Here is a 22,275-nt window from a genome sequence, read left to right as displayed (position 1 = left end):
TGCCTCCTGCCGGAAATGATGAGAGCCAAAATATAATGATTCATGGCGATGACAGTGAAATGCCCGAACTCATGGGCCTTTATCTCCGCGTTTCTCGTCGCCGAGTGCACCTCACTTCTGCCGTTTCCGATAATAGACAATAATTCCGAAAACGCACGCGAGGGCAGCGATGAAGATGAGAGGCCCCCATCCTTCGGGAATCCACCACCCTTTACCCTCTGAGGCGATCTGAATCACGGTTTCTCCTTGCCGTGAGCGGGGCGGCGTATGGTGACGCCACCCCGTCGGGAACTATTTAGGACCAGGCTTTCACAGTCTGTTCCTCTGCGAAGGAACCGGCATACTCGCCAGCCACCATGCAGGGAACAGCAGAAGCTGCTGCTCCGGTACCTCCCGTAAGGGCCCCGGCGACACCGATGCAGGTTCCCTCGACCGCTTTACCGAAGGCCAAACCGAAGGTGATACCGGCGGCCCTGCCGTAGTCACCGTCAACTGCCGCATTCCATGCTTTGCCCACGGTTGCGGCATCGTTGCCCAAAGAGATGGCGTCCAGAACTGGCCCGAACGACAGTGTTCCGTTGGGGTCGATGCGGTTGACGGGATCGCCTTCGGCGTAGAGGTAGGGGTTCTTCTCCTGGCCGGAGGGGTCGGGCTGGGTGAAGCGGCCGATGTTGGCGTCGTAGTAGCGGGCCTGGAAGTGGTACAGGCCCGTGGGGTCCTGGAAGCCGCCGGCGAAGCGGTAGGGCTGGGCGACCGGTTCGGAGGACTGGGCCAGGATGCGCACTCCGCGGGGGCTGTAGGTGTAGGTGTTGACCTTGTTGCCGTCCGCGTCCGCCAGGGCGACCACGCTGCCGATGGCGTCCGTGAGGTAGTAGTACGTCTTGCCCCCGGTCGTCATGGAGTTCAACGTGCCCCCGGGTTCGCGGTTGAAGCCCATGTCCACACCGGCAGTGGTCTTCGCCGACAGGCCGAGCGGGCCGTTGTGGAAGAAGGTGTCACCGAGCTTGATGCGCTCGCTCTGGTCGGTGGAGCCGTACTGACCGGCGTATGCCTTGCCCGCCACCGTGATCGACGTCAGTTGCGAGTGGTCGGTGTACGACTCTCCCGTGCGGGCGTAGTCGTCCGTGGAGGCGCCGGCCGTCTCGTTGCCGATGGCGTCGTACGACCAGGGGCCGCTCGTGGTGGACTTGGACGTGAGCTGCTGGGCGTCGTTGTAGGTGTAGGTGGTGCCGCGCGGGCAGCCCTGCTCGGTGCCCTGGGAGGTGAGGTTGCCGGCCAGGTCGTAGCAGTACTGCCAGGAGTCCGTGACCGCTCCGGACTTCTCCTCCTTGGCGTAGGAGAAGCGGCCCGCGCCGTCGTAGGAGTAGGTGCGCTTGGTGCCGCGGACGTTGTCCGTGGAGGTGCGGATCTTGGCGCCGTCGGTCTTGCCGTCTGTGCCGTAGTTGTAGGTGTAGGCAAGGTCGACCAGGGTGCCCTGCGGTGAGGTCGCCTTGATGGACTTGGGACGGCTGGAGTTGTCGACGTCGACCTTCTGGACGGTGCCGCCTGGGTAGGCGGTCGTGGTGCGGACGTCGTTGTTGTTGTACTGGTACGTCGTCACGCGGCCCTGCGGGTCCTTCAGCTCCTTGAGCTTGTTGACCTCGTTCCACGTGTAGTCGACCGTGCCGGCCGGGTCCTGGTAGTAGTCGACGTTGCCGGCGGGCGTGTAGGCGAGCAGGGTCTGCGAGCCGTCCTGCAGGTGGCGGACCGTCTCACGCTGCAGCGGGTCGAAGTCGTACTTCACCGTTCCCGTGCCGTCCGAGCGCTGCACCAGGTTGCCGTCGCCGTCGTACCAGTACTCGACCTTCACGGTGTTCGGGGAGGTGACGGTGCGGATGCGGTCGAGGTTGTCGTACGTGTACGTCTTGGTGATGCCGCGGGCGTCGGTGACCGTCCTGGTGCGGCCCAGGTCGTCGTAGGTGAAGGTGGTCTTGTCCAGCGGCGCGGGGGGCTTGACCCACTCCAGGTTGCCCTTGTCGTCGTAGTGGAAGTCGGTGACGACGGTCTTGGTGGACGTCATCTTCGTCTTCGCCTTGCAGCGCTGGCCCTCGAAGCCGCCGCAGGTGGGTGTGGCGGGGTTGTACTCGTAGGTGACGCTGCCGCCGCCGGTGCCGGTCTGCGCCACCGACGTGGTGTTGCCGACGGTGTCATAGGTGAAGCTGGTCTTCTCGCCGTCGGCGTTGGTGGAGTCCTTGGGCACGTCGCCGCCGGCGATGGTCTGCCAGGTGTTGACCGTCTTGGCGCCGGTCGGCAGGGTGACGGTCTCCAGGTTGTTGCGGGTGTTGAAGCCGTAGTCGGTGACGTTGCCCGGGGTGGTGCCCGAGCCCATCGCGTCCGTGGCGGAGTCGATGTTGTTGTTGGCGTCGAACTTCGTCGACCGCTTGCGGCCCAGGGCGTCGGTCACCTCGGTGACCCTGCCGTCGCCGTCATGGACGTACTTGGTGGCGTGCAGCTCCGGGTCCTTGGCCGTGGTCGTCCCGGCGGCCGTCGGGGATGCGGCGCTGTAGCCGTAGGTCCAGGTCGGGCCGGTGTGGCCGTCGCTGTTGAAGCCGGTGCCGCGCAGCATGGAGGTGACGCGATTGGTGTCGTCGTAGGTGAAGACCGTCACCCGGCCCTCGGCCGTGGTGATCTTGTCGATCCGGCCGGAGGAGTCGTAGCGGAAGGTGACCGTCTTGCCCTCGGTGTCGGTGGTGGAGGTCAGGTTGCCGTTCGCGTCGAGGTTGTAGACGGCGGTGCGGCCGGTGTTGTCCTTGGCCTGCCACTGCGACGGGTAGGTCTTCACCAGGTCGATGAAGCGGCCCGAGCGGGTCTCGGTGAGCTTGAACCCCTTGTTCTGACCGTTCTCGTCGTGCTGCGTGACGGTGATCGTGCCCTTGTTGCGGTCGGTGATCTTCGTCAGGCTGCCGTACTGGTTGTAGGTCTCCTTCGCGCCCGACTTCCACTTGGTCAGCGTGTAGGTGCCGTCCGCGTTCTTCTTCAGGTCCTGCGAGTAGCCCTTCGGCGTTGTGAAGGAGCCGTCGCTGTTCTTGGTGAAGCGGACCGTGGCACCGGAAGCGTCATAGAAGATCACTTCCGAGGAGCCGACGGACAGGTAGCGCTCGTACTGCTGCCACCAGCGCTGCGAGACCCGGCCCCAGGGAGCGTCAAGGGAGTTGTAGGTCCGCGCCAGTTGCAGGCGCTGGCCGACGCCGGCGATGTCGAAGTCCGTCGCCGTCAGCATCAGGTTGCCGGTCGAGTAGTCGATCTTCGCGGTGAGCGCGTCCGTGATTGCGAAGCTGGTGTGGCGGTGCCAGGGAACGTTGCCCTGGCCCTCGGGGACGACGCTCGACGTCGAGGTGTCCGCGGCGGCGGCGCGCTCCGGCGCCTGTTTGCCGCCGCCCGCCTTGCCCGCGCTGCCCCTGACGCGCTCGCGCTGCTCGCGCTGCCACGGCAGGAACTTGTCGTCCGTCGGGTTCTGGGACGGCTCGGAGGCCACCGGCCGGTTGGCGCCGACCTTCACCGCCGGCATCTCGAAGTCCGGGCTGTCCTTGCCCCATACCGACACCGGCTTGTCGTCGGCCACCGCCGGGCTCGCGCCGGGCAGCACCGAGACGGCCAGCGCTGCCGAGGTGAGCGCCGCCAGGGCGACGCCGGTGGCTGATCTCTTGCGGGCACGCCGAAACGGCATGCCGAAGGCACGCTTGTGCATCCTTCCCCCACAGGAAGACAGACCCCGGTGGCCCCACTGGTCACCGGGCGCCCACAACCTGTCACAGGACTCGCACAAACGTCCGGGCCATGCCCGGCAATTCGCCTCTCATGCGGGCAGGAATCAGCCCCTCCCGTTCACTTGGCAAAACGGCGTGAACAGGACACATCAAAGTTCCGACGGCTCTGGGGCCACCGCTATGGGCAGGTACAGCTCGTGGCAATTGGCCAATACCCCTCTCCTCAGCAGTGGCCTTAGCGCTCGGCGCGCTGTGCGACCCAGTCCCGCCCTCCCGTGCGTCGCGACCGGCCACCGGTCGGGCGCCGGCCCCCGGCCGCAGAGGGCACCCGGCGCGCCCTGAACCCGACGGCGGTAACGCAGTTCGCGGCGGGCCGCTCGACGGAGATCGAGACCGTACCCGTTGGTCCGCAGCCCCGTTGTCGCCGTCGATCACCGTCCTGCACAATCTGTGATCCGGCATGGCGCACCGCACGCCGGAACGGACGGAGCGGGGGGCCGCATGTCACTGAGTTCCACGAGACTGCGCAGAACGGCGGAGAAGGAGAGCCGGGCCGCCGTCGAGCACTGGCAGAGCGGAAGCATTCAGCGTGCGCTGGTGAGCAGCCGCAAGGCGGAGCAGGCGGTCAGGGCACTGCAGACAGCCGAGCCCAACGACGTCCAGCACGCGCTGGTGCTCGGTTCGGTGCTGTACAACCAGGCGGCGATCCTGGCCGCGGGCGGCGCCGTCTCCGAGGGGGTGCGGGTCGCCCGTTCCGCTCTCGCGACCTACGAGTCCCTGGTGCCCGGCATCGGCCCCCTGGACGGCCACGTCAGCCGTGATGCGCTCCGCCGGAGGTTTCCTGCACGGCCCGCCGGACGGCGTGCCCGCCCACGAGGTCGCGCTGTACGCGGCCGACGTCAAGGCCCGTCTGTGCCGCCTGCTGGCCGAGGATGAGGGCCCGTCCGCCCTGCAGGAGGTGCACCGCCTGGGGCAGGAGGCCGTGGAGACGTACGAACGCGTCTGCGCCGTCCTCCCTGACCAGCGGTTCGGCCTGGAGAGGGTGCGGAGCCAGTACGCGGCCGCCGTGCGCAAGCTGGCCCCCACGGAGGAACTGAGGGAGGTCACGCACCTGCGTGGCCTGGCCCGTTTCAGGGTGCCGAAGGACTGGGTGGTCGCCCAGGCCGACGGTGTCACCACGGCCGACGCCGCGGGCATCGGCCGCCTGTCCGTGCGGGCCAGGATCGTCGACAGTGACCCGGGGCCGGCCGACGATCCCGGGACCCGGCTGCCCAACGGCTGCACCCCGCACGGGAGAGACCGCGGAGCCGTCGCCGGACCGCCCTGCCCGGCGGGTACGGCACTGGGAGGTCGTCCAGCCCACGGGCGACCAGGTGCGGATCCTGACGTTCACCTTCGACTACGACGCGGAGGGACGGCACGCCGCCGCACTCGCCGTGCTGGACCGCGAGATCCCCGCGGCCGCGCTCGGGCCCGCCTAGCCCTCCCGGCGTGGGTCGCGCGGCGACCTGGTCGACGGCGCCGTCAGGGTACGGCGGCGCCTGCGTTCGGTCATCATCCCGGGTCTCTCCCTTGCGTCGTGGCGTCCTCACGGGCAAAGTCCCCGACCGGCCAGGGCTACAGGCACCGCGGCCCGGCTCTACGTCCTGGCGGACTTCCTGCCCGCCGTTGAGTCCGCTGGTCAGATACGCAGCTCAGTGCGCCAGCAGCCCCTGTCTGGCCAGCAGCGTCATCGCCTACCACACCAACCGGTGACCGGCCGGGCGCGGTGACGCCCGGGTGCACGGCTCGTTGAGCAGAATGCCTCCCCGGCACAGCGCGGGGCCCCGGCGCTGTCATGGCAGAGGGAGCCGGGGCCCTGCCTCACCTCCTCAGCCGGATTGCACGAAGTCACGTCGGCTGCGCTGATGGCGGTGTCGCTGAGTGCCCGACAGGGTGAATGCGGGCCGTGATGCGCTCGTCGGCCTCGGGCTGTAGGGCGCGTACGGTCAGTCCTCGCCCAGAATTGCGTCGAGCGCCGCCCTTTGCCGCAGTTCAAGCAGCACTCAGCCTTGTCCCAAAGGGTGCCGGTCTGTGCCCGAAGTCCAAGGGGCCACCGGTCGATGTCCAGGCCCCGCGGGACGGTGCCGGGCGAACCTGCGGCGGCGCAGGCCATAGGAGTTCGCGGTGAGGTGCGGTGGTGGGTCAGGGTGCGGTGAAGACGACGCTGGCGAAGGCCAGGCTCGCCGAGCCCTTCGGCGGCAGCGTGCCAAGCGGCTCGCCCTGGCAGGCAGGGCTGGGCTACAGCGTGACGTTGCTGCTGGTGTTGTTGGTCGTCGGGCCGTTGGCGGTGGTCTGGATGCAGGATGCGTCGGCTGGGTTGTTCAGCGTGACGGGCAGCTTGGTGTAGGCGTGTGTGTAGGTGAACGTGCCGGTCGCCGCGTGGGCGCTCGTCGGCACCGCAACGGTCAGCAGTGCGGCAGCGCCGGCAGCGGCTATGACCGCGGGGATGTGTCTTCTCATGACGTCCTCCTGTGAGGGGAAGGGATCACCTTTCACAACAGATACGGCAGACGCGCAGGTCCGGCCTTTCGAAGCTCGCCGTTCGAGTCCCATGGCCGCTCCTCAGGGGGTTGTGGTGGCCTGGTCGGTGGCTGTGAGGGGCAGGCGTGCGGTGACCGTGGTGCCCTGGCCCTGGCGGGAGTGGATCTCGGTGGTGCCGCCGTGGTTGTCGATGATGGTGCGGACGATGGTCAGGCCCAGTCCGGTGCCGGGGATGGCCGCGTCGTTGGCGTTGGAGGCGCGGAAGAAGCGGGTGAACAGCTGTTTCTGCTCGGCGTCGGGGATGCCGATGCCGGTGTCGCTGACGCTGATGACGGCGTGTCCGTCCTGCTGGGCAGCATGGACGCGGACCTGCCCGTTGTGGGGGGTGAACTTGACAGCGTTGGAGAGCAGGTTCATCAGGACCCGGTCGAGCTGGTCGCTGTCGGCTTCGCACACCAGCGGGCGGTCGGGGCAGTCGGCGTCGAGGTGCACGGCAGCGGCTTCGGCGGCGGGCCGGATGGCGTCGACCGCGGCAGTCACCAGGTGGCGCAGGTCGACCGGTTTCTTGTGCGAGGTGTACTTGCCGGATTCGATGCGGGAGAGGGTCAGCAGGTCCTCGATGAGCGTGCGCAGGCGGTGGGCGTTGCGGGCGATGACGTCGAGCATCTTGTGCTGAGTGCCGGTCAGCGGGCCGGTGTCTTCGTCTTCGAGGAGTTCGATGTAGCCGACGATGCTGGTCAGCGGGGTGCGCAGTTCGTGGGAGACGGTTGACAGGAAGTCGCTCTTGGCCCGGTCCAGGGCACGTAGTTCTTCGACCAGGTGTGCTTCTTGCTCGTAGAGCATGGAGGTGTGCAGGGCTCGGGCCACACTGATGGCCATGGCTTCGGCTGTTTCGACCTCCACGCGCTGCCAGGGACGCTCGCGCCGGGTGCGGGCCAGGCAGATCGCTCCCAGGGGTTCGTCGCCGACGCCGAGCGGGACGACCGCCACCGCGTGCAGGCCCAGCCGGGCCGAGACGGTGCGGTTGGCCTCCGGCAGGCCGATCTCGCCGAAGGAACCGGGCGCGCCGGGCACCGGCCGGGTGGTCGCGAGGTAGCCGGTCAGGTCCGGGACCAGCCAGGCCGTTCCCTGCTGGTAATGGTCGCGGACCACGTCGGCGGGGATGCCCGGCAGGGCTTGCTGGTCGTCGGCTGGCAGCAGGCCTTTTTCGGCCGACCAGGCCCGCACGACGGGCACGAGCGGACTGTCGCCGTCCCGCAGGAGGAGGAAGACGTAGTCGGCGTCCAGGCCCTCGCCGATTCCGGCACACGCTTTGTCGAGCACCTCATCGACGTCCAGGCGCTCGCGGATCCGCATCCCGGCCTGCCGGGCGATCTCCGCGAGCCGGTTGCGGTCCTGCTCGATGCGGCGCAGGCGGTCGCTCTCGTCGGCCAGCTGGTTCACAGACTCGGCCACCGCCCGGGTCTCGCGGGGCCCCTCCGGCCGGACACGGGCGGAGTGCTCACCGGCCGTCAGCCTGGCAAGCGCCTGCTGGATCTGCCTCAGCGGGCTCACCACGCCACGCGTGGCCCGCCTCGCCGTATACAGAGACAGGGCAAGGGCCGCGGCGACCAGCGCCGTAAGCGCCGCGATGCCAGCAGTGATGGTGGTGTCCGAGCGGTCCTGCAGCCGCTGAATCTCGCTGCTGAGCTGGGCCTGCAGCTGCTGATTGGTGTCAGCGAAACGCTCGAGCGCGGCACTGCCCGTGCGGGCGAGCTTCACCGCCTGATCACTTCGGGGCGACGCCTTGCCCTGCTCGTCAGCGATCCTCACATACGCGCGCAACTGCCGGTGCTGCCTGTCGAGATTGTCCTCCATCGCGGGCGTGGCGTAGCGGCGTACCACAGCCAGCAGGTCCGGATAACGGTCGCGGGCCTGACGGTAGTCATCGAGCAGGCCACGGTCGCCGAGCAGAAGGTAGCCGCGCATCGAGCGCTGCATCTGCACCGCCTCCTGGTGCAGGCGCATATTGGCGGCCCAAGCAGGCTGCACACGGTCAGCGATCCGGTCCTCTACCGCGTTTTGCATGACCGCCCCGGTCACCGCCCCCGCCCCCACCAGAGCGATGAGTGCGGTAAGCACGCCGAACGCAATGCCCAGCCGCCGCCCGACGCAGTCACGCTCCGCCCCCATAAAGCCCGGCCTCTTCACGTGTCCTCGCCTCCTGGCAGACGTCACCGGCCGGCCCTGGCCAGCACCGCCTCGACCCGGCTGGACAGCTCCCGCGGACTGAACGGCTTGGTGATGTAGTCGTCCGCACCCGCGGCAAAACCCGCCTCCACATCGTCTTCCTGGGAGCGGGCGGTGATCAGAACGATCGGCAGCACCGCGGTCGGGGCGGCGGCACGCAACTGACGGCAGACCTCCAGTCCGGACATTCCCGGCATGCGGATATCCAGCAGGGCAAGATCCACTTTGTGGTCCTGGATGGTCTGCAGCGCCTGCAGGCCGTCTTCGACGGCCGTCACCTCATGGCCGTCCTGCGTCAGCTTGAACGCGACCAGCTCCCGGATGTCCGTGTCGTCGTCCGCGACCAGCACGTGGGCCATCAGTCCTCCGGGGCCTGGGAGGCTCTGTAGGAGTCGACGATCTCGGTCACCGACGCCCGCCCGAACGGCTTGGCCAACAGCTCCGTCGCCAGATAGAGCAGATCCGGCGGATCAAGCACGGAGGAAACCACCAGATGACACCTCCTGGTCCGCTCGTCCGCACGCAGCCGGCGCACGATCTCCCGGCCGTCGATATCCGGCAGCAGAATGTCGATGATCACCATGTCCGGCGGATCCGCGAACGCCAGCTCCAGGCCCTTCACGCCGTTCTCTGCTGCCGACACCCGACACCCCAGTGCCCGCAGATGCCGCTCCAGCAGTACCCGCAGATCCAGCTCATCCTCGATCACCAGCACATGCGGATGCTCCACCACGGCCTCCTGTCAGGAGAGCGGGAACTCTCAAGATCAATGTCACATTGCTGGACATATACCGCATCCGCGCGAAAGGTTCCGCCTCCTGGCAACGACGCGCCGACGCACGACACACACGGCGCTTCGACACCACGTTCCTTATAGCCATCCGGACATCAATATGGACAAATCCGGCTCACGTACGTGTGCCAGCCGCTGAAGGAAGGGCCTGAAATGAGATTCCGGTTGCGCGGCCGCCGCGCATGTCTGACCCTCACGGCCGTGCTGGCCGTGTTCTCCCTGGGCAGCGGGGAAGCTTCCACCAGCGCGCTGCCCGCGCCGCCGCAGGGCGTTCCACCAGCCGTGGGCGACGGCCCGGCCGTCGACCGTGAGGGTGACCCGGTACCGGCCGGGTGCGGGAGTGGTCATGGGAGCCGGAGGGCCGGGACGAGTTCGGTGGTGGTTCGGGGCGTTGTCTAACAGCGTCGGGTAGGTGGCCTCTGCCAGGCTGCACTCGTCGAAGAACACCGACCGCTGCGAGTGGCGGGGGCCCTCCTTCGGGTACTGCGGCAACAGCCACACAGACAGGGCGGCCTCCTGGTGGTCGGCGTCGATGACGCGCACCCGGTACCCGGCCGCAGCCCACGCGGCGGCGAGCTCCACGGCGCTCGTGGTCTTGCCCGCGCCGCCCTTCTGGTTCACGACGACGTACACCCTGGTCGGCTCCGCCGGGCGGAACGTCGGTGGTACGAGGATCTGCGGCCGCCATGCTTGATACGGGGTGTCGGCGTCCCAGGCCGTGACGCTCTCCAGGCGGTCGCCCCCGGAGGGCTGTGCAGGGACGGCAGGGCCGTCCTCGGTGATTCGGTCATGCCCCGGAACCTAACCCCCTGGGGGGTCACGTCCGCCAGACACCCGGTCGACGCGCAGGCGAACCGGTTCGGTACGAGCGCCCGGCCTCCTCGCCCGGACGCCTCGGTGTCCACACTCCGCAGTGGGGCGAGGAGGCCGGCCACCTACTTTGAGGAGGCGCGGGTGTCACGACGGGCACGCCGTCACGGCAGCGGGGACAGGACCGGGCAGCACCACAACGCCGCCCCTGCCCTGCGGTCTTACAGCCAGCCGCCGGCGGGACCGGTCACCATCACGCGCCCGGACGGCACGGTCGAGGTGGAGGCGCCGCAGAAGGCGGTGCGGGACGTCCCGAAAAAACCGCGCCGTAAGGCGTTGGGGCAGAAGAAGCCGCCGCCCCTGCCCACGATGGAGCAGCTCCTCACGGTCGAGTGTCCCGCCTGTGGCCGCGAGCCGGGGCAGCCGTGCACGCTCCGCCAGGGCCACCGGGCACGGGTGGAGATGTACCGCGCGTCGACCGGCCAGGGCAGCAGTCCGGAGGCGGTCAGGGTGGTTGTGCAGAAGGGCGCGGAGGTCCTGGAGGACAAGCGGGCTGCACGTCGCACGGTGACTCCGGAGGAACGCGCCAAGCGAGCCGCGCAGTCCGCGGCCGCGAAGGAGGCCACCCGACGTAAGGGCAGCAGGGGGAACCCGTACAAGTCGGCGAACACCCGCGCTGCCTCGCCAGAGCAGGTCACGGCGCTCCGGTGCCCGGCGTGCGGGGCACCCAGTCGGTAAGCCGTGCGCCGCGCGCCTGGGCAACGGCCGCCCTGCGTTCCACATCGGGCGCCAGCAGGCCGCCCGGGCGGTACTCCAGAGGAAACTGGACGCGTAGCGCAAACGTACGACGAAGGGCCCCACGCCAGCTTCCCGGCGGCGGGGCCCTTCGATGAGTCTGGTGTTATCGCGGCAGGTCAGCTGGTCGATTCGCTGGCCTTCTGAGCCCGCCGGGCGGCTGCATCGTCGAGTCGCTTCTGCCGGGGGGTGAGTTCCTTCAGGCAGACTTTCACCGCGTCTTCGGCGAATCCCTGTTCCACCAGCTGGTGCCGGTGAGGCTCGTACCGCTCCCGGCTTATCCGGGCAATGTCAGCGAAATCCTCAGCGAATGGGTCATGTCGCTCATGTCAGGCTCCACTTCTGGTTGTTCTGACCGTTGCAGGCCCACAGCACGAGCTTCGTGCCGTTGGCGGTCGCCGCCTGGTAGGCGTCCAGGCAGAGCCCGGCGTTGACATTGGTGATCGTGCCGTCGGCGTTGACGTTCCACTTCTGGTTGGTGCCGCCGGTGCAGTTCCAGATGACGACGCGGGTGCCGTTGGTGGTGCCGTGGTTGTAGGCGTCGAGGCACTTGTTGCCGTACACCACCAGTTCCTTGCGGGTGCTGCTGTACGACCATTGCTGGTTGAGGCCGCCGTTGCAGGTCCACAGCTGGGCGTCGGTGCCGTTGGTGATGGTGTTGTCGTTGATGTCCGCGCAGCGGCCGGACTGGGTGCCGGTGACGAGGGTGGCGTCGGTGCCGGGCAGCGGCCGGACGACGATGCCTTCGAGGGTGGGGGCTCCCGAGAAGGCGATCGTGTTGGCGGTGCCCTTGGTGAGGCCGACCTGCACGGAGATGCTGCCGGGGGTGGAGCCGGTCGGCGGGAAGGAGACCTTCGTCGGGGTCTGGCCGTTGACCGTGAGGGTGCCGACACGGGCCGAGGACGAGGTGTTGGTGTAGGAGACGTCGACGGTCTTCAGGCCGGTGCTGCCGACGCTGACCCCGGAGAAGCTCGCCGTGCCGTTGTAGGTGGCCGCCGGCTGCTCGGTGCCCCCGGTGACCGTGAGCATCACGGAACCGCCCGCGGGGACGCTGGTCGTGTAGCTTGTGCCGGGTGTGCCGACGTTCTGCCGCGCCCACAGGTCACGTACGGTCGCGGCGGCGTTCGTCAGACCCAGGTCGGACCAGCGGACCGTCATGTTCTGCGTGGTGGAGGTGCGGTTGAGCAGGACGACGGCGCGGTTGCCGGTGCCGGAGAGGACCTTGCCGTACACCTGGAGGCCGGAGGTGTCCTCGGCGACCTTGACGCCCTGGAGACCGCGCGGGTCCTGGTCGACGGCGATGACCTCGGGGTTGGTCAGGACACTCCTGGTGTCGGCGGACATGGTGGTCAGATCGAGGCCGGTGAGCAGCGGCGCGCCGGAGATCGCCCACAGGTTCATGTGGGAGCGGTTCTGGGCGGCGGTCAGGCCGTTCATCCCGGCGACCATCATGTCGGCGTCGTTGTAGTAGCCGGTGTGCTGGGCGGTGGGGTGGATGTTGCGGTCGAAGGCCGTGAGGACGTTGGCGTACGACGGTGTCCCGCCGTGGAAGAAGATGTCGGTGTTGGTGCGCCACATCGGGCCCATGCCCGGCGCCCAGTTCCAGGGGTTGGAGTAGCCCCAGTTGCACAGGGAGAGGGCGAGCGGGCGGCCGGTGGTGGCGGCGGCCTGCGTCACGGCGTCGCTGATCGCCTGGTAGGTGGTCTTCGGGTCGAGGCCCTCGCGGTCGCCGCCGCACCAGTCGACCTTCACGAAGTCGAAGCCCCAGCGGGAGAACTGGGTCATGTCCTGGACGTAGTGGCCCTCGCTGCCGCTGCCGGGCGCGGCGGGGCGGCCGGTGGGGAAGTAGTAGCCGCAGCCGTCCTTGCCGGCGTCGGTGTAGATGCCGGCCTTGAGTCCCTTGCTGTGGATGTAGTCGGCGATGGCCTTCATGCCGCCGGGCCACTCGGCCTCGTCGACCGTGATGTTGCCCGCGCTGTCGCGGGTGCCCTGCCACCAGCCCTCGTCGATGTTGATGTACTCGTATCCGGCCTCGGGAAGCCCGGCGGCGACGAACGCGTCGACCTGCTTCTTGATGACGTCGTAGTCCACCTTGGCGGCGAACGCGTTCCAGGAGGCCCAGCCCATGGGGGCTTCCGGTACCGGGATCTGACGGTTGGTCACGGCCACGGGCCGCACGTCGAGCGGGGTGTCCGGGGTCGGTGCCGGCCCCGGCTGAGCGAGGACCAGAGCGACCGTGGCGGTGGTCGCGAGGGCGAGGGCGCGTACTGCGGCGGATCTGCAACGCCGCCTGAGGTCAGGGGCGCCGGTGCGGGGGGCGGGGAACATGCGGCTCCTTCGAGCGATTTCGGATCGATATCTCGAACAAGGATCGGCGTGCCGAACGTTTTGGCTGGCCGAAAGTAGAGCTGCACGGGGTGGAAGTCAACGGCTGTGGCAGAACGGGGTGATAGCCCTTGGCGGCCGTTCGGCTACGTGCCCCGGCGCCACTCCCTACAACCGGTGCCCCGGCACGCGGGGCGAAGCGCCTCGCCCCGCTCGTTGCCCCGGTACCCGCCGGCCGTGCTGACGAACGACGTCGTTGCGGCGCTGCTTCGTCCTCCTGGACGTCGTCGGTGATTCGGTCGGGAGTCGGTGGTGCCACCGGGCGTGCTCTTCGGTCGTCATGCGGTCCTAGAACGGCGGTCCGTCCGGGTCGCGCGGTTCGCCGCGCTCGGGCCAGATGCGCAGCACAACGGCCTCGTCCTCGGGTGTGGGTCCGCCGTGGACGGCGATAGCGGTCTGGTCCTCGGGGCGGCGGCCGCCGTCGCGGAGGATCGCCCGGGCCGTCGCGATGACGTGCGTATCGCCCTCGCACGGGCCGTCCGCGACACCCGCCAGGAACTTGCGGCCGCCCGGGATGCGGCCACGGCGGTCCGCACCGAAGGTGATCACATGGCGATCGTCGTGCTGCGCGAGCTGCGCAAGGAACTGTCGGAGGACTTCGGCCCGGGCGATCCGCTCTCGTACATCGAGGCGGTACACGCGGCACCGGCCGACCCTGACGCCTCAGAAGATGCGGACGACCGGACGTTCTTGCCCTGGCTCCAGGAAGACGCAGCCCGGGCCCTGGCCGACGACCTCCGTGCCCAGCTCGACCACCTGCAGACCCGGTTGCGGGAGGCCGAGACGCACCTGGACCACCTCACGATCACCCGCAAGGCCGTCACCGGCCTCGCCGACCGGCTCCCGGCCGTCGCACCGGACCTGCCCGAGCACCCGGACTACCCCCGCATCCTCGCCGCCTTCAACCACGCGACCGGACCACTGCGGGCCAAGGACGTCTGCGAAGCCCTCGGCCACGAACTGCTGCCGAAGAACGTCGAAGGCACCCGCGCCAAACTGAAACGCCTGGTCAAACTCGGGATCCTCACCGAGGCCGACACCGGCAACTTCGCCAGGAAGCAATAGCCGACAGAACCTTCACCAGCGGCCTTGCTCCCACCTAAGCCAGAAACGCATCACCTTACGAACCGCCCGCTGAGGTCCCACAGGGCCTACGACAGAGCCCCGGTCCAGATCCCGTCTGGACCGGGACTCTCGGCGTTTTCACTGCCTGGCTGACAGTTGGCTCAGCCGACGCTCAACCCCGAACTGACGGGGCCGCCCTGCTCTGACGCCTCGCCTGGTGGGCAGCCGCGGTCCTCGACTTACTTGGTCGTCTGGTCGTCGAAGATCTCCTGGATGTACTGGTCCATGGTCTTGGCGTCGACGTCGTCGCAGGCGTCGGGGCGCTTGCTTTGTGTGCCCTTGAACTCCTTGACCTGCTTCTCCAAAGCGGCCTTACAGGCGGCGAGGTCGGGCTTGTCGCTGCTGCTGCTGCAGGCGGCTGTCGTAGCGACGAGGGCGAGCAGGACGGCTGTGATGGCTGTACGGGTGCGCATGTTTCCTCCTGGGACTGTTTGGCACTGATGGGAATGGTGCGGCAGGTGGGAGCCAGGTGACGGCGCTGTCGTTGTTCTGTGACGTGAACCTGCCGCCCGATTGCCGCGCACGCGCAGCAACGGCCGGGCAGTTGCCGAGCCGCAGCGACGGTGTCGGCCCGTTGATGCTCGAGGCGACGGCACAGGCAGCGGCGTGGAAACCGTGCAAGAGCGAACATGGAGGAACCGATCACCGAAACCGCCGTTCATGAGCTCTCAAAAAGAGACCGGCCTTGTCGATGTGGGTCGGTTCGGCGTTTCGCTGTTGTGACAGAAGCGTTGACGAGGTGCTGCGCAGGACCTCTCTTCTGGCCGAATTCACGAACGTGGTTCGAAATGCGGACGGCGTGACAGTCGGCATCCCTGCACCACCCGCACCAGAGGGAGTCCTGCGCCTGGTCAAACTCGGGATCCTCACCGAGGCCGACACCGGCAACTTCTCCTACGAACCGCGCAGCGCGTTGCTGAGCGACCACTCCGCGGACTTGGCCGCACAGTAGGCGCCGGACTGCGGGAAACTGAACCAGGACAGGACGGACAGGATTTTTCCCGACCTGCTCGTTCGTGGTCACCCCTGGGGGCACCGCCCGGCCGAAGGCCCTTGCGAGCAACTCCGCGGATGTCCCCGGCAGGCCGGGCGAGTGGCGAAACTCGCGAAGTTCCGGGGAGCCCCGGAACTGGACTCGGCCCCTGACACGGAGCTGAGGCCGCCACCGGAGACAGCCGCAAGCGCCATCCATGGAGGTCAGGACCGCACAGAGACCTCGGCGTGGGCAGCGCGCAGCGAGACCTTGTCGATCTTTCCGACCGCGTTCTTCGCGATGGCTTACACCACGAAGAACGCGGTCGGGCGCTTGAAGCCTGTGAGGCTGTGCGCGCAGAGCTCCTGCAGTGCCGTCGGATCGACGGTCCGGCCCGGTCGGGGCTGGACGTAGGCGACGACCACTTGTCCCCATTTCTCGTCAGGACGCCGATCACGGCGGCCTCGAGCACAGACGGGTCACCGGTGAACGTCCGACCAGGGTCAGGTATCCGTCGGCGTCGAGCCGGCCCACATCGCCGGTGTGCAGCCAGCCGTCGACGATGACTTTGGCTGTTTCTTCCGGGCGGCCGAGGTGGCCCCGCATGACGTTGGGGCCCGCACGACAACCTCTCCCTCTACGTCCGGCGGCACTTCGCTGCCGTCGGCGTCGACGATCCGGATTTCCTGGCCGGGGAAGGGCAGTCCCACGGTTCCGGCGCGTTGAGGGCCCGCGACAGGATTGATGGTGGATGCGCAGGTTCCCTCGGACAGACCGTACCCCTCGACAAGCGGGAACCCGTAACGGACCTCGAACCGGGTCAGCAGCTCGACGGGGGCGGGTGCCGCGCCGCAGACTCCGAAGCGCAGGGACGAAGTGTCGGAGCGGACCTGGTTCCAGCCCTCCGACTACTCACCTGGTCCTTGAGGGTGCCCACGTCAACGCCGGTGTACCGTGGCCTGCACGGAAGCAAGGAGAGAGCATGGCGGCCGAGGTCGTAGCCCGCGGGGTGGACGAGCTCGTAACGGAGCACACGCCTGCCGAGGTGGTCGGCCCGCTGATGCGTGGGATCGCCGTCCTCAGGGCGCTGACAGAGGCAGGCGGGCGAGAGGACTTGCAGCAGCTCGCCCATCGCACGAGCCTGCCCCGGGCCACTCTCGACCGCATCACGAGCACCTTGGGCTCTCTGGGCTATCTCCGCGTCGAGGGACGCGAGGTAATGCTGGCACCCCCGTTGCTGGAAGTGGGCAATGCCTACCTGTCCGCCGTGAGAATTCCCGAGCTGCTTGGGCCCCACGCCGACGCTCTGGCCGAGGAACTGGACGAAGTCGTCACGTTGACCGTCCCGGACCAGCACGGCGCCCACTTCGTCCACTCGTCCAAGCGGGACCGCCGGATGGGCATCGTCTGCAGCATCGGCGACCGGCTGCCGCTCGACGCCTCGGCGCCCGGCGCTCTGCTGGCCGCTACCTGGAGCTCTGACGAGTGGGAACGGCATCAGGCAGAGCACCACTGCGTGCGAGGGCCGGGGCACGCTCAGGCGTGTACGAATGACCTTCGCGAACGTGCCGCCGCTGCCAGATCCGAGGGCTGGTCCCTCGACGACCAGTGGTTGGAACCGGGCCTGATCGCCTTCGGCGTCCCCGTCCACGGTCCCGACGGAGACCTCCTCTGCGTGGTGAACGTCGTCAGCCTCATCGGGCGCTATCCGAGCGCCGAAGCCCTGGCGCGGGCCGCACTGCCGGCCGCCCGCCGTGCCGCAGCGGACATGGAGCGGGAACTGGGCCGACAGCAACCGGTGTCACGGTCCGGACCCATGGGCAGGCGGGTGGAGGACACCAGGACTCTCACGACCGGCCGCGACTTCGTCGAGTCCCTCGCCCGCGGCCTGAGCGTGCTGACAGCCTTCGGTGAGGGCCGCCACGCCCTCAAGAGCTCCGACGTCGCTCGTATCACCGGTCTGCCGCGTGCCACCGCGCGGCGTGCTCTCATCACCCTGGACCACCTCGGCTACATCACGAACCGGGGAGGGCTGTACCGTCCCAACGCCGCGATCCTTTCCCTCGGCTACGCCCCGCTGTCGCGTCTGACGTTGTCGCAGTTGGCCCAGCCACATCTGACGGAGCTGTCCCGTCGGCTCTCGGACTCTGTGTCGATGTCAGTGCTTTCCGGCTCGGAGATCGTCTACGTCGCCCGCGCCGCCAGCTTCCGCTTGGTGACGGTCGAGGCCTCCGTGGGCACCCGCCTGCCCGCTTACGCCACCTCCATGGGCCGGGTCCTGCTCGCCGACGTCCCCAGAGACGAATGTGCCGCACTGCTCGCCGCCTCGCCGCTCGCACGGCTCACCCCGAACACGGTGACGGAAGTCGACGAACTTCTCAGGCTTCTTGAGAGGACGGCCGACTGCGGCTACGCCCTGGTCGACGAGGAACTCGAAGTCGGCCTGCGATCGATGGCCGTACCCGTGCGCGGCAAGGACGGCGAGGTGCTGGCTGCGATCAACGTAGCCATGCACCCCAGTCGGCGCACCATCGCCGAGTGCTTCGAGCAGGTCCTGCCAGCACTCCTTGCGACGGCTGAAGCGGTCGAGGCTGATCTCTCTGCCGTACCCCACTCCGGACGCTCCAGCTGACCTGACGGACCACCGCGTCCAGGTGTCTCCTCAGCCCTGGCACCGAGGTGTGCTTCGTTGCACTCCTGCGTGCTGCGGTCTCATCGCCTTGCCGTTCGGCATGTCGGTCTGCGAGGTCCGGGCTCTGAGAAGAGCTGGCGTGGACCCCTGGGGTCGCGAGGCCCCCTTCTTCAGCATTGACACCGAAGCGTGTCGGTCCCACACTCATGCCCACACCGCACAGCGAAATCCATTTCGCTACGCGAACAAGCAGGGAGGTGGGAGGCTACACGCGGTCGGCCCCTTCCGCCCGCATTTCGTATGCGCACCGCTCGCCAGGCGAAACGTCTGTACGTCACGCCCGCCGTCACCCCGGCCGCTCCGCCGGCTCCGACGACGGCATCTGCCGACTGCGCCGCACTCGAAGAGGAGCGAACATGATGTTCCGGCGTCTACTGCCAGCCGTGCCGAGGAGCCGCCTTCTGCTGGCCCTTGCAGGGGGGGTCATGGCGGTGGCGATGACCGCCGCGTCCGGATTCGCGACCCCGTCCACGCCCGCGCCCGTGGCGGTGAATGTCACCAAGGACGTCGCCTATGCGCCTGCCCAGCCGGCCGACAGCCAGGGGCACCTGTTGGACCTCTATGTCCCGCGTTCATCGCGGCCGGTACCGCTGGTGATCTTCTCTGCCGGCTCGGCGTGGATGGCCGACAACGGTCGCCAAGGGGCCGACAAGGTCGCCGCCGAGCTCAACCCGTACGGGTTCGCGGTCGCGGGTGTGTCGATCCGTTCCAGCTCTCAGGCCAAGTTCCCGGCCCAGCTCTATGACATCAAGGGCGCCATCCGCTGGCTGCGCGCGCACGCGAAGACCTACAACCTCGACCCCCAGCGCTTCGCGATCATGGGCGACTCCTCTGGCGGCTGGACCGCGGCGATGGCCGGGGTCACCGGGGACATCCCGGCGCTGGAGGGCGATGTCGGTGTACGCGGTCCCTCGAGTGCGGTTCAGGCGGCCCTGCCGTTCTATCCGCCGACCGACTTCTCGCAGATGGACGCGCACATGCTGGACAACTGCACGTTCTTCAACACCGTCTTGGGACTCACCGGTTGCCATGAAGACGCGCGTTCGCCCGAGTCGCTGTTGCTCGGCTGCCCCATCAACGACTGCCCGGACAAGGTCGCGGCCGCGAGCCCGCTGACCTACGTCGGCGGTCGGCGCACACCGCCGTTCCTGATCTTCCACGGCGAGCAGGATCCTCTGGTGCCCTATCACCAGGGCCGGCTGCTCCGCGACGCACTGGCCTCCGCAGGCGACGAGGTGCGTTTCGTTTCCTTCCCGCACGCCGGCCACGGCCCGCTCTTCGACATGCTGAGCGACCCCGACACCCGCAAGGACGCTTATGAGGAGACCACGTGGGACGGTCACACCACACCGCCTCGTCCGGTGACCCCGTCCTGGCAGACCATCGTCACCTTCCTTGAGGCGCAACTGCGCCCCAGCGCACGCTAGACGGCCGACGGCCGCCACCGATCATGTGGCTGGTGGCGGCCGCCGTGGTGACGCCCGTGCTCGTTCAGGTGATCGGAACCCGAACGAATCGTCGAGCCGTGTGCAAGTCGGCTTCAATGAGCGCAGCTGTGGCACGCAGTTCCGGAAGAGTGGTCGTGACGCACTCGTCAGCCGATCCCCGGCTCCTGTGCCCGGTGACGTTGATCGCCGCGAGACAGCTGCCGTCGCGGTCGCGTACCGGTACGGCGACGGAGCGAAGACCTTCTTCCAGTTCCCCGTCGACCAGGGCGTGCCCCTCCTCACGCACAAGGTCGAGGACGGCTGTGAGGTCGTGGGCGGTGGTGATGGTGAACGGGGTCGGCGCCCTCATCTGCGTACGCGCCAGCAGGGCCGAAAGTTCCTCGTCCGGCAGGTTCGCGAGCAGGACGCGGCCCGTGGAGGTCGCGTGGGCGGGCAGGCGTGCGCCCACGGCGATGTCGGCGTCCATGATGCCTCCCGCTGCCACCGCGGCCGCGCACTGGACGTCGTTGCCGGTGAGCACGGCCAGAGATGTCGAGTCCCGAACCCTCCCGGTGAGAGCGACGAGGTGCGGGTGTGCGATGCGGGCGAGTGACGTCTTGGACAACGGGGGGAAACCGAGGGAGAGCACCCGTGGAGCGAGTCGGAACCCCCGTTGGTGCCGTGTGACATAGCCGAGGTACTCCAGAGTGATCAGGGCGCGTCGCGCCGTGGCACGGGGCAGGCCGGTGGTTTCGGCGACTTCTGAGAGCGTCAGCTCGGCACGTCCCTCACCGAACGCGGTGACAACAGTCAAACCCCGGGCCAGGGAGGTGATGAACTCCCCGCCCAGTTCCTGTTTCGCGGTGCTCGCCCATGCGGCGAGGCCGGAGGGCGCGCTGAGAGGTTCGCAGGGCGGGGAGTCTGCCAACTCCTGTTCCATGACCCTCACTGTGCTGCGAAGGCTGGGCAACAGAGATTCACGCAGTGATGCCGCGCTGTGCCGGCTGGTGTGGCTCACGAGGCTCGCCACACACACGATCCGGCCGTCCGGGGCGCGAACCGGGACGGATACCGCGACAAGGCCCGGCTCGATCAGTTGGTCGTCCAGCGCCCAACCGCGCGCACGCGCCTGTTCCACCCGCTGTCTGAAGTCCGTGGCCGCGCCTTGCGGCCGAGGGGGAACGGTCGGGAAGCCGCGGTATTCGGAATCGTCGATCTGTCGCTGCTCCCAGAGCGCCCAGCCTTGCGTGTCCCATTCGGTTGCCAACAGCGGGCCCGGTGCCGTGCGTTCGGCCGGCAACAGGTCGCCGAGGCGGAAGCTCAGCGACAAGGTGCGGCGGCGGATCGCCTGGTGGATGAAGCGAATGCCGTCCCCGTCCGCCACCGCGAGGGAGACCGACTCGTCGAGTGCGTCGGCAAGGCTGTCCGCGTGGGTGCCCAGAAGGTCTGGGAGACGCAGAGCGGCCAGGTAGGCGTTACCCAGCTCCATGAGTCGAGGAGCAAGGACCGCGCTGCTGCCGCCGAGGCGTAGGTAGCCCATGTGGGCAAGTGTTCCGGTGACGCGATCGACGGCGCGTGCGAGGCCCGTTGCCCGGCCCAGGTCGCTGAGGCTCGCCGACCCACCGACGTCGGTGAGCTCGCGCAGTACGAAGATCCCGCGCATCAGAGGTGCGACGGCAGCCTCCGGGGGCGGCGCCTGAGCCACCACCGGCAGTGCAGGAGGGAGGGCACGGATCCGTGGCATGAGCTCTCCGCGGCGGCGGTCGGCGGTCTCCTACAGGTGGTCCGGCGGGCCGGGGGAGGGCTGGTCGGGCCTGTCCCGGCAGTGAAGCGTCGGCCCAGGCCGGCCACCGCTACGGACTCCGCACGGACCGCCGTCTTCGAGGTGTCGCCGTGCCGCGCAAACGAGTGTCGATCAAGATGTCAGGATTCCGGTCGCTGCAGGTCCTGGGGGGAGGTTCTGACTGCGGGCGAACGGCGATGCGTCAGCGTCCCCGGTCCCGTGTTTGGCCTTCTGGATCTGCTCGTACACGTGGGCGCGCAGCTCGGTGAACCGGGCGCTGGAGCGAGTGTGCAACTGGTCGCGTTCGTCCGGCAGATCGATGGTCAGGTCCTCCTGCACGACGGTCGGTGACGTGGAGAGGATGATGGTGCGCTGACCGAGGTAGACCGCCTCGTCGATGTCGTGAGTGACGAACAGGACGGTGACGCCCAGTTCGTGCCACAACCGCCGGATGAGGTCCTCCAGTTCGGCACGGGTCTGCGCATCGACCGCGGCGAACGGCTCGTCCATGAGCAGCACCTTCGGTTCGAAGGCGACGGCGCGGGCGATGGCGACGCGCTGCTGCATTCCTCCGGAGAGCTGCCACGGGTAGGCCTGGTGGGCGTCGGCGAGACCGACCACTTCCAGGGCGTGGTCGACCAGCTCCTTCTCGCGGGCCTTGCCGAGTTTCTTGCGGCGCAGCGGGAGGGCGACGTTGTCGCGGACGTTCATCCAGGCGAACAGGGAGCGGCCGTACTCCTGGAAGACCACTGCCATGCCGGGCGGGGGCCCGGTGACCGGGCTGCCGTCCAGGCGCACCTCGCCGCCGGTAGGGGTCAGCAGTCCGGCCATGCACTTCAGCAGGGTGGTCTTGCCGCATCCCGAAGGGCCCACGAGGCAGACGAGTTCACCGGCACCGATGTGAAAGGTCAGGTCCCGCAGGGCCTCGACGTTGCGGTGCCGTCCGGTGTAGATCTTCTGCAGGTTGCGTACGTCGAGCATCGCTCGTCTCCTT

The 22,275-nt window shown here is 68.4% G+C and carries 16 protein-coding genes and 3 pseudogenes; 6 read left to right on the top strand and 13 right to left on the bottom strand.

From position 1 onward, the window contains the following. Positions 1 to 295: 295 nt before the first annotated feature. Positions 296 to 3,706: an RHS repeat-associated core domain-containing protein gene (locus AB0K80_RS31555; RefSeq protein ID WP_365675576.1), complete on the bottom strand. Its 3,411-nt coding sequence runs from the start codon at positions 3,704 to 3,706 to the stop codon at positions 296 to 298. A gap of 541 nt (positions 3,707 to 4,247) precedes the next feature. Here AB0K80_RS31555 and AB0K80_RS31550 point away from each other — a divergent pair. Continuing rightward, the gene (locus tag AB0K80_RS31550) at positions 4,248 to 4,682 is read left to right on the top strand and encodes a hypothetical protein (protein ID WP_365675574.1); all 435 of its coding nucleotides are present in this window, start codon (positions 4,248 to 4,250) and stop codon (positions 4,680 to 4,682) included. A 1,344-nt stretch (positions 4,683 to 6,026) separates the two neighbouring features. On the opposite strand, the gene AB0K80_RS31545 is transcribed toward AB0K80_RS31550, so the two are convergent. The 5 genes and pseudogenes from AB0K80_RS31545 to AB0K80_RS31525 all read right to left on the bottom strand — a co-directional run. Further along, the gene (locus tag AB0K80_RS31545; protein ID WP_365675572.1) at positions 6,027 to 6,248 is read right to left on the bottom strand and encodes a hypothetical protein; all 222 of its coding nucleotides are present in this window, start codon (positions 6,246 to 6,248) and stop codon (positions 6,027 to 6,029) included. A 102-nt stretch (positions 6,249 to 6,350) separates the two neighbouring features. Next, the gene (locus AB0K80_RS31540; RefSeq protein ID WP_365675571.1) at positions 6,351 to 8,459 is read right to left on the bottom strand and encodes an ATP-binding protein; all 2,109 of its coding nucleotides are present in this window, start codon (positions 8,457 to 8,459) and stop codon (positions 6,351 to 6,353) included. Between the two features lie 23 nt (positions 8,460 to 8,482). Further along, a complete protein-coding gene (locus tag AB0K80_RS31535; protein ID WP_365675569.1) occupies positions 8,483 to 8,857 on the bottom strand; it encodes a response regulator in 375 nt (124 codons plus the stop codon). After that, positions 8,857 to 9,228 carry a response regulator gene (locus tag AB0K80_RS31530; RefSeq protein WP_365675567.1) on the bottom strand — a complete coding sequence of 124 codons (372 nt, stop codon included), beginning with the start codon at positions 9,226 to 9,228 and terminating at the stop codon, positions 8,857 to 8,859. The genes AB0K80_RS31535 and AB0K80_RS31530 overlap by 1 nt, the downstream gene beginning before the upstream one ends. A 579-nt stretch (positions 9,229 to 9,807) precedes the next feature. Then, a pseudogene (locus tag AB0K80_RS31525) lies at positions 9,808 to 9,966 on the bottom strand (ParA family protein); the annotation flags it as partial. A 279-nt stretch (positions 9,967 to 10,245) separates the two neighbouring features. Between AB0K80_RS31525 and AB0K80_RS31520 the strand changes: the two are divergent. Next, positions 10,246 to 10,839: a hypothetical protein gene (locus tag AB0K80_RS31520; protein ID WP_365675566.1), complete on the top strand. Its 594-nt coding sequence runs from the start codon at positions 10,246 to 10,248 to the stop codon at positions 10,837 to 10,839. Positions 10,840 to 11,220: 381 nt separating this feature from the next. Here the strand turns inward: AB0K80_RS31520 and AB0K80_RS31515 are convergent, their stop codons facing one another. Both AB0K80_RS31515 and AB0K80_RS31510 read right to left on the bottom strand, forming a co-directional pair. After that, on the bottom strand, positions 11,221 to 13,224 hold the full coding sequence (locus tag AB0K80_RS31515) for a ricin-type beta-trefoil lectin domain protein (RefSeq protein WP_365675564.1): 2,004 nt from the start codon (positions 13,222 to 13,224) through the stop codon (positions 11,221 to 11,223). A gap of 345 nt (positions 13,225 to 13,569) precedes the next feature. Then, positions 13,570 to 13,830: a hypothetical protein gene (locus AB0K80_RS31510; protein ID WP_365675562.1), complete on the bottom strand. Its 261-nt coding sequence runs from the start codon at positions 13,828 to 13,830 to the stop codon at positions 13,570 to 13,572. 141 nt (positions 13,831 to 13,971) lie between these two features. On the opposite strand from AB0K80_RS31510, the gene AB0K80_RS31505 reads away from it, so the two are divergent. Continuing rightward, complete coding sequence (locus AB0K80_RS31505; RefSeq protein WP_365675606.1) at positions 13,972 to 14,346, top strand: hypothetical protein; 375 nt, start codon at positions 13,972 to 13,974, stop codon at positions 14,344 to 14,346. A gap of 239 nt (positions 14,347 to 14,585) precedes the next feature. Here AB0K80_RS31505 and AB0K80_RS31500 read toward each other — a convergent pair whose 3' ends face one another. Then, positions 14,586 to 14,819 carry a hypothetical protein gene (locus AB0K80_RS31500; protein ID WP_365675561.1) on the bottom strand — a complete coding sequence of 78 codons (234 nt, stop codon included), beginning with the start codon at positions 14,817 to 14,819 and terminating at the stop codon, positions 14,586 to 14,588. Positions 14,820 to 15,205: 386 nt separating this feature from the next. On the opposite strand from AB0K80_RS31500, the gene AB0K80_RS31495 reads away from it, so the two are divergent. Further along, positions 15,206 to 15,358, top strand: coding sequence for a hypothetical protein (locus tag AB0K80_RS31495; protein ID WP_365675559.1), 153 nt, complete (start codon positions 15,206 to 15,208; stop codon positions 15,356 to 15,358). Positions 15,359 to 15,684: 326 nt separating this feature from the next. On the opposite strand, the pseudogene AB0K80_RS31490 reads toward AB0K80_RS31495, so the two are convergent. Next, positions 15,685 to 15,816 (bottom strand): annotated as a pseudogene (locus tag AB0K80_RS31490) (hypothetical protein); the annotation flags it as partial. A gap of 66 nt (positions 15,817 to 15,882) precedes the next feature. After that, positions 15,883 to 16,257 (bottom strand): annotated as a pseudogene (locus AB0K80_RS31485) (AMP-binding protein); the annotation flags it as partial. Positions 16,258 to 16,361: 104 nt separating this feature from the next. On the opposite strand from AB0K80_RS31485, the gene AB0K80_RS31480 reads away from it, so the two are divergent. After that, positions 16,362 to 18,011: an IclR family transcriptional regulator C-terminal domain-containing protein gene (locus tag AB0K80_RS31480; RefSeq protein ID WP_365675557.1), complete on the top strand. Its 1,650-nt coding sequence runs from the start codon at positions 16,362 to 16,364 to the stop codon at positions 18,009 to 18,011. Between the two features lie 485 nt (positions 18,012 to 18,496). Continuing rightward, complete coding sequence (locus AB0K80_RS31475; RefSeq protein WP_266529911.1) at positions 18,497 to 19,498, top strand: alpha/beta hydrolase; 1,002 nt, start codon at positions 18,497 to 18,499, stop codon at positions 19,496 to 19,498. 64 nt (positions 19,499 to 19,562) lie between these two features. Here the strand turns inward: AB0K80_RS31475 and AB0K80_RS31470 are convergent, their stop codons facing one another. Continuing rightward, positions 19,563 to 21,161 (bottom strand): IclR family transcriptional regulator C-terminal domain-containing protein, encoded by a 1,599-nt coding sequence (locus AB0K80_RS31470; RefSeq protein ID WP_365675555.1) that lies wholly within the window; start codon positions 21,159 to 21,161, stop codon positions 19,563 to 19,565. A gap of 252 nt (positions 21,162 to 21,413) precedes the next feature. Then, positions 21,414 to 22,262, bottom strand: coding sequence for an ABC transporter ATP-binding protein (locus AB0K80_RS31465; protein ID WP_365675553.1), 849 nt, complete (start codon positions 22,260 to 22,262; stop codon positions 21,414 to 21,416). Positions 22,263 to 22,275: the final 13 nt, after the last annotated feature.

The organism is Streptomyces sp. NPDC052682, assembly GCF_040678435.1.
Taxonomy (GTDB): domain Bacteria; phylum Actinomycetota; class Actinomycetes; order Streptomycetales; family Streptomycetaceae; genus Streptomyces.
The sequence above is the reverse complement of the archived record's forward strand: the minus strand, read 5'-3'. Positions and strand labels throughout refer to the sequence as shown.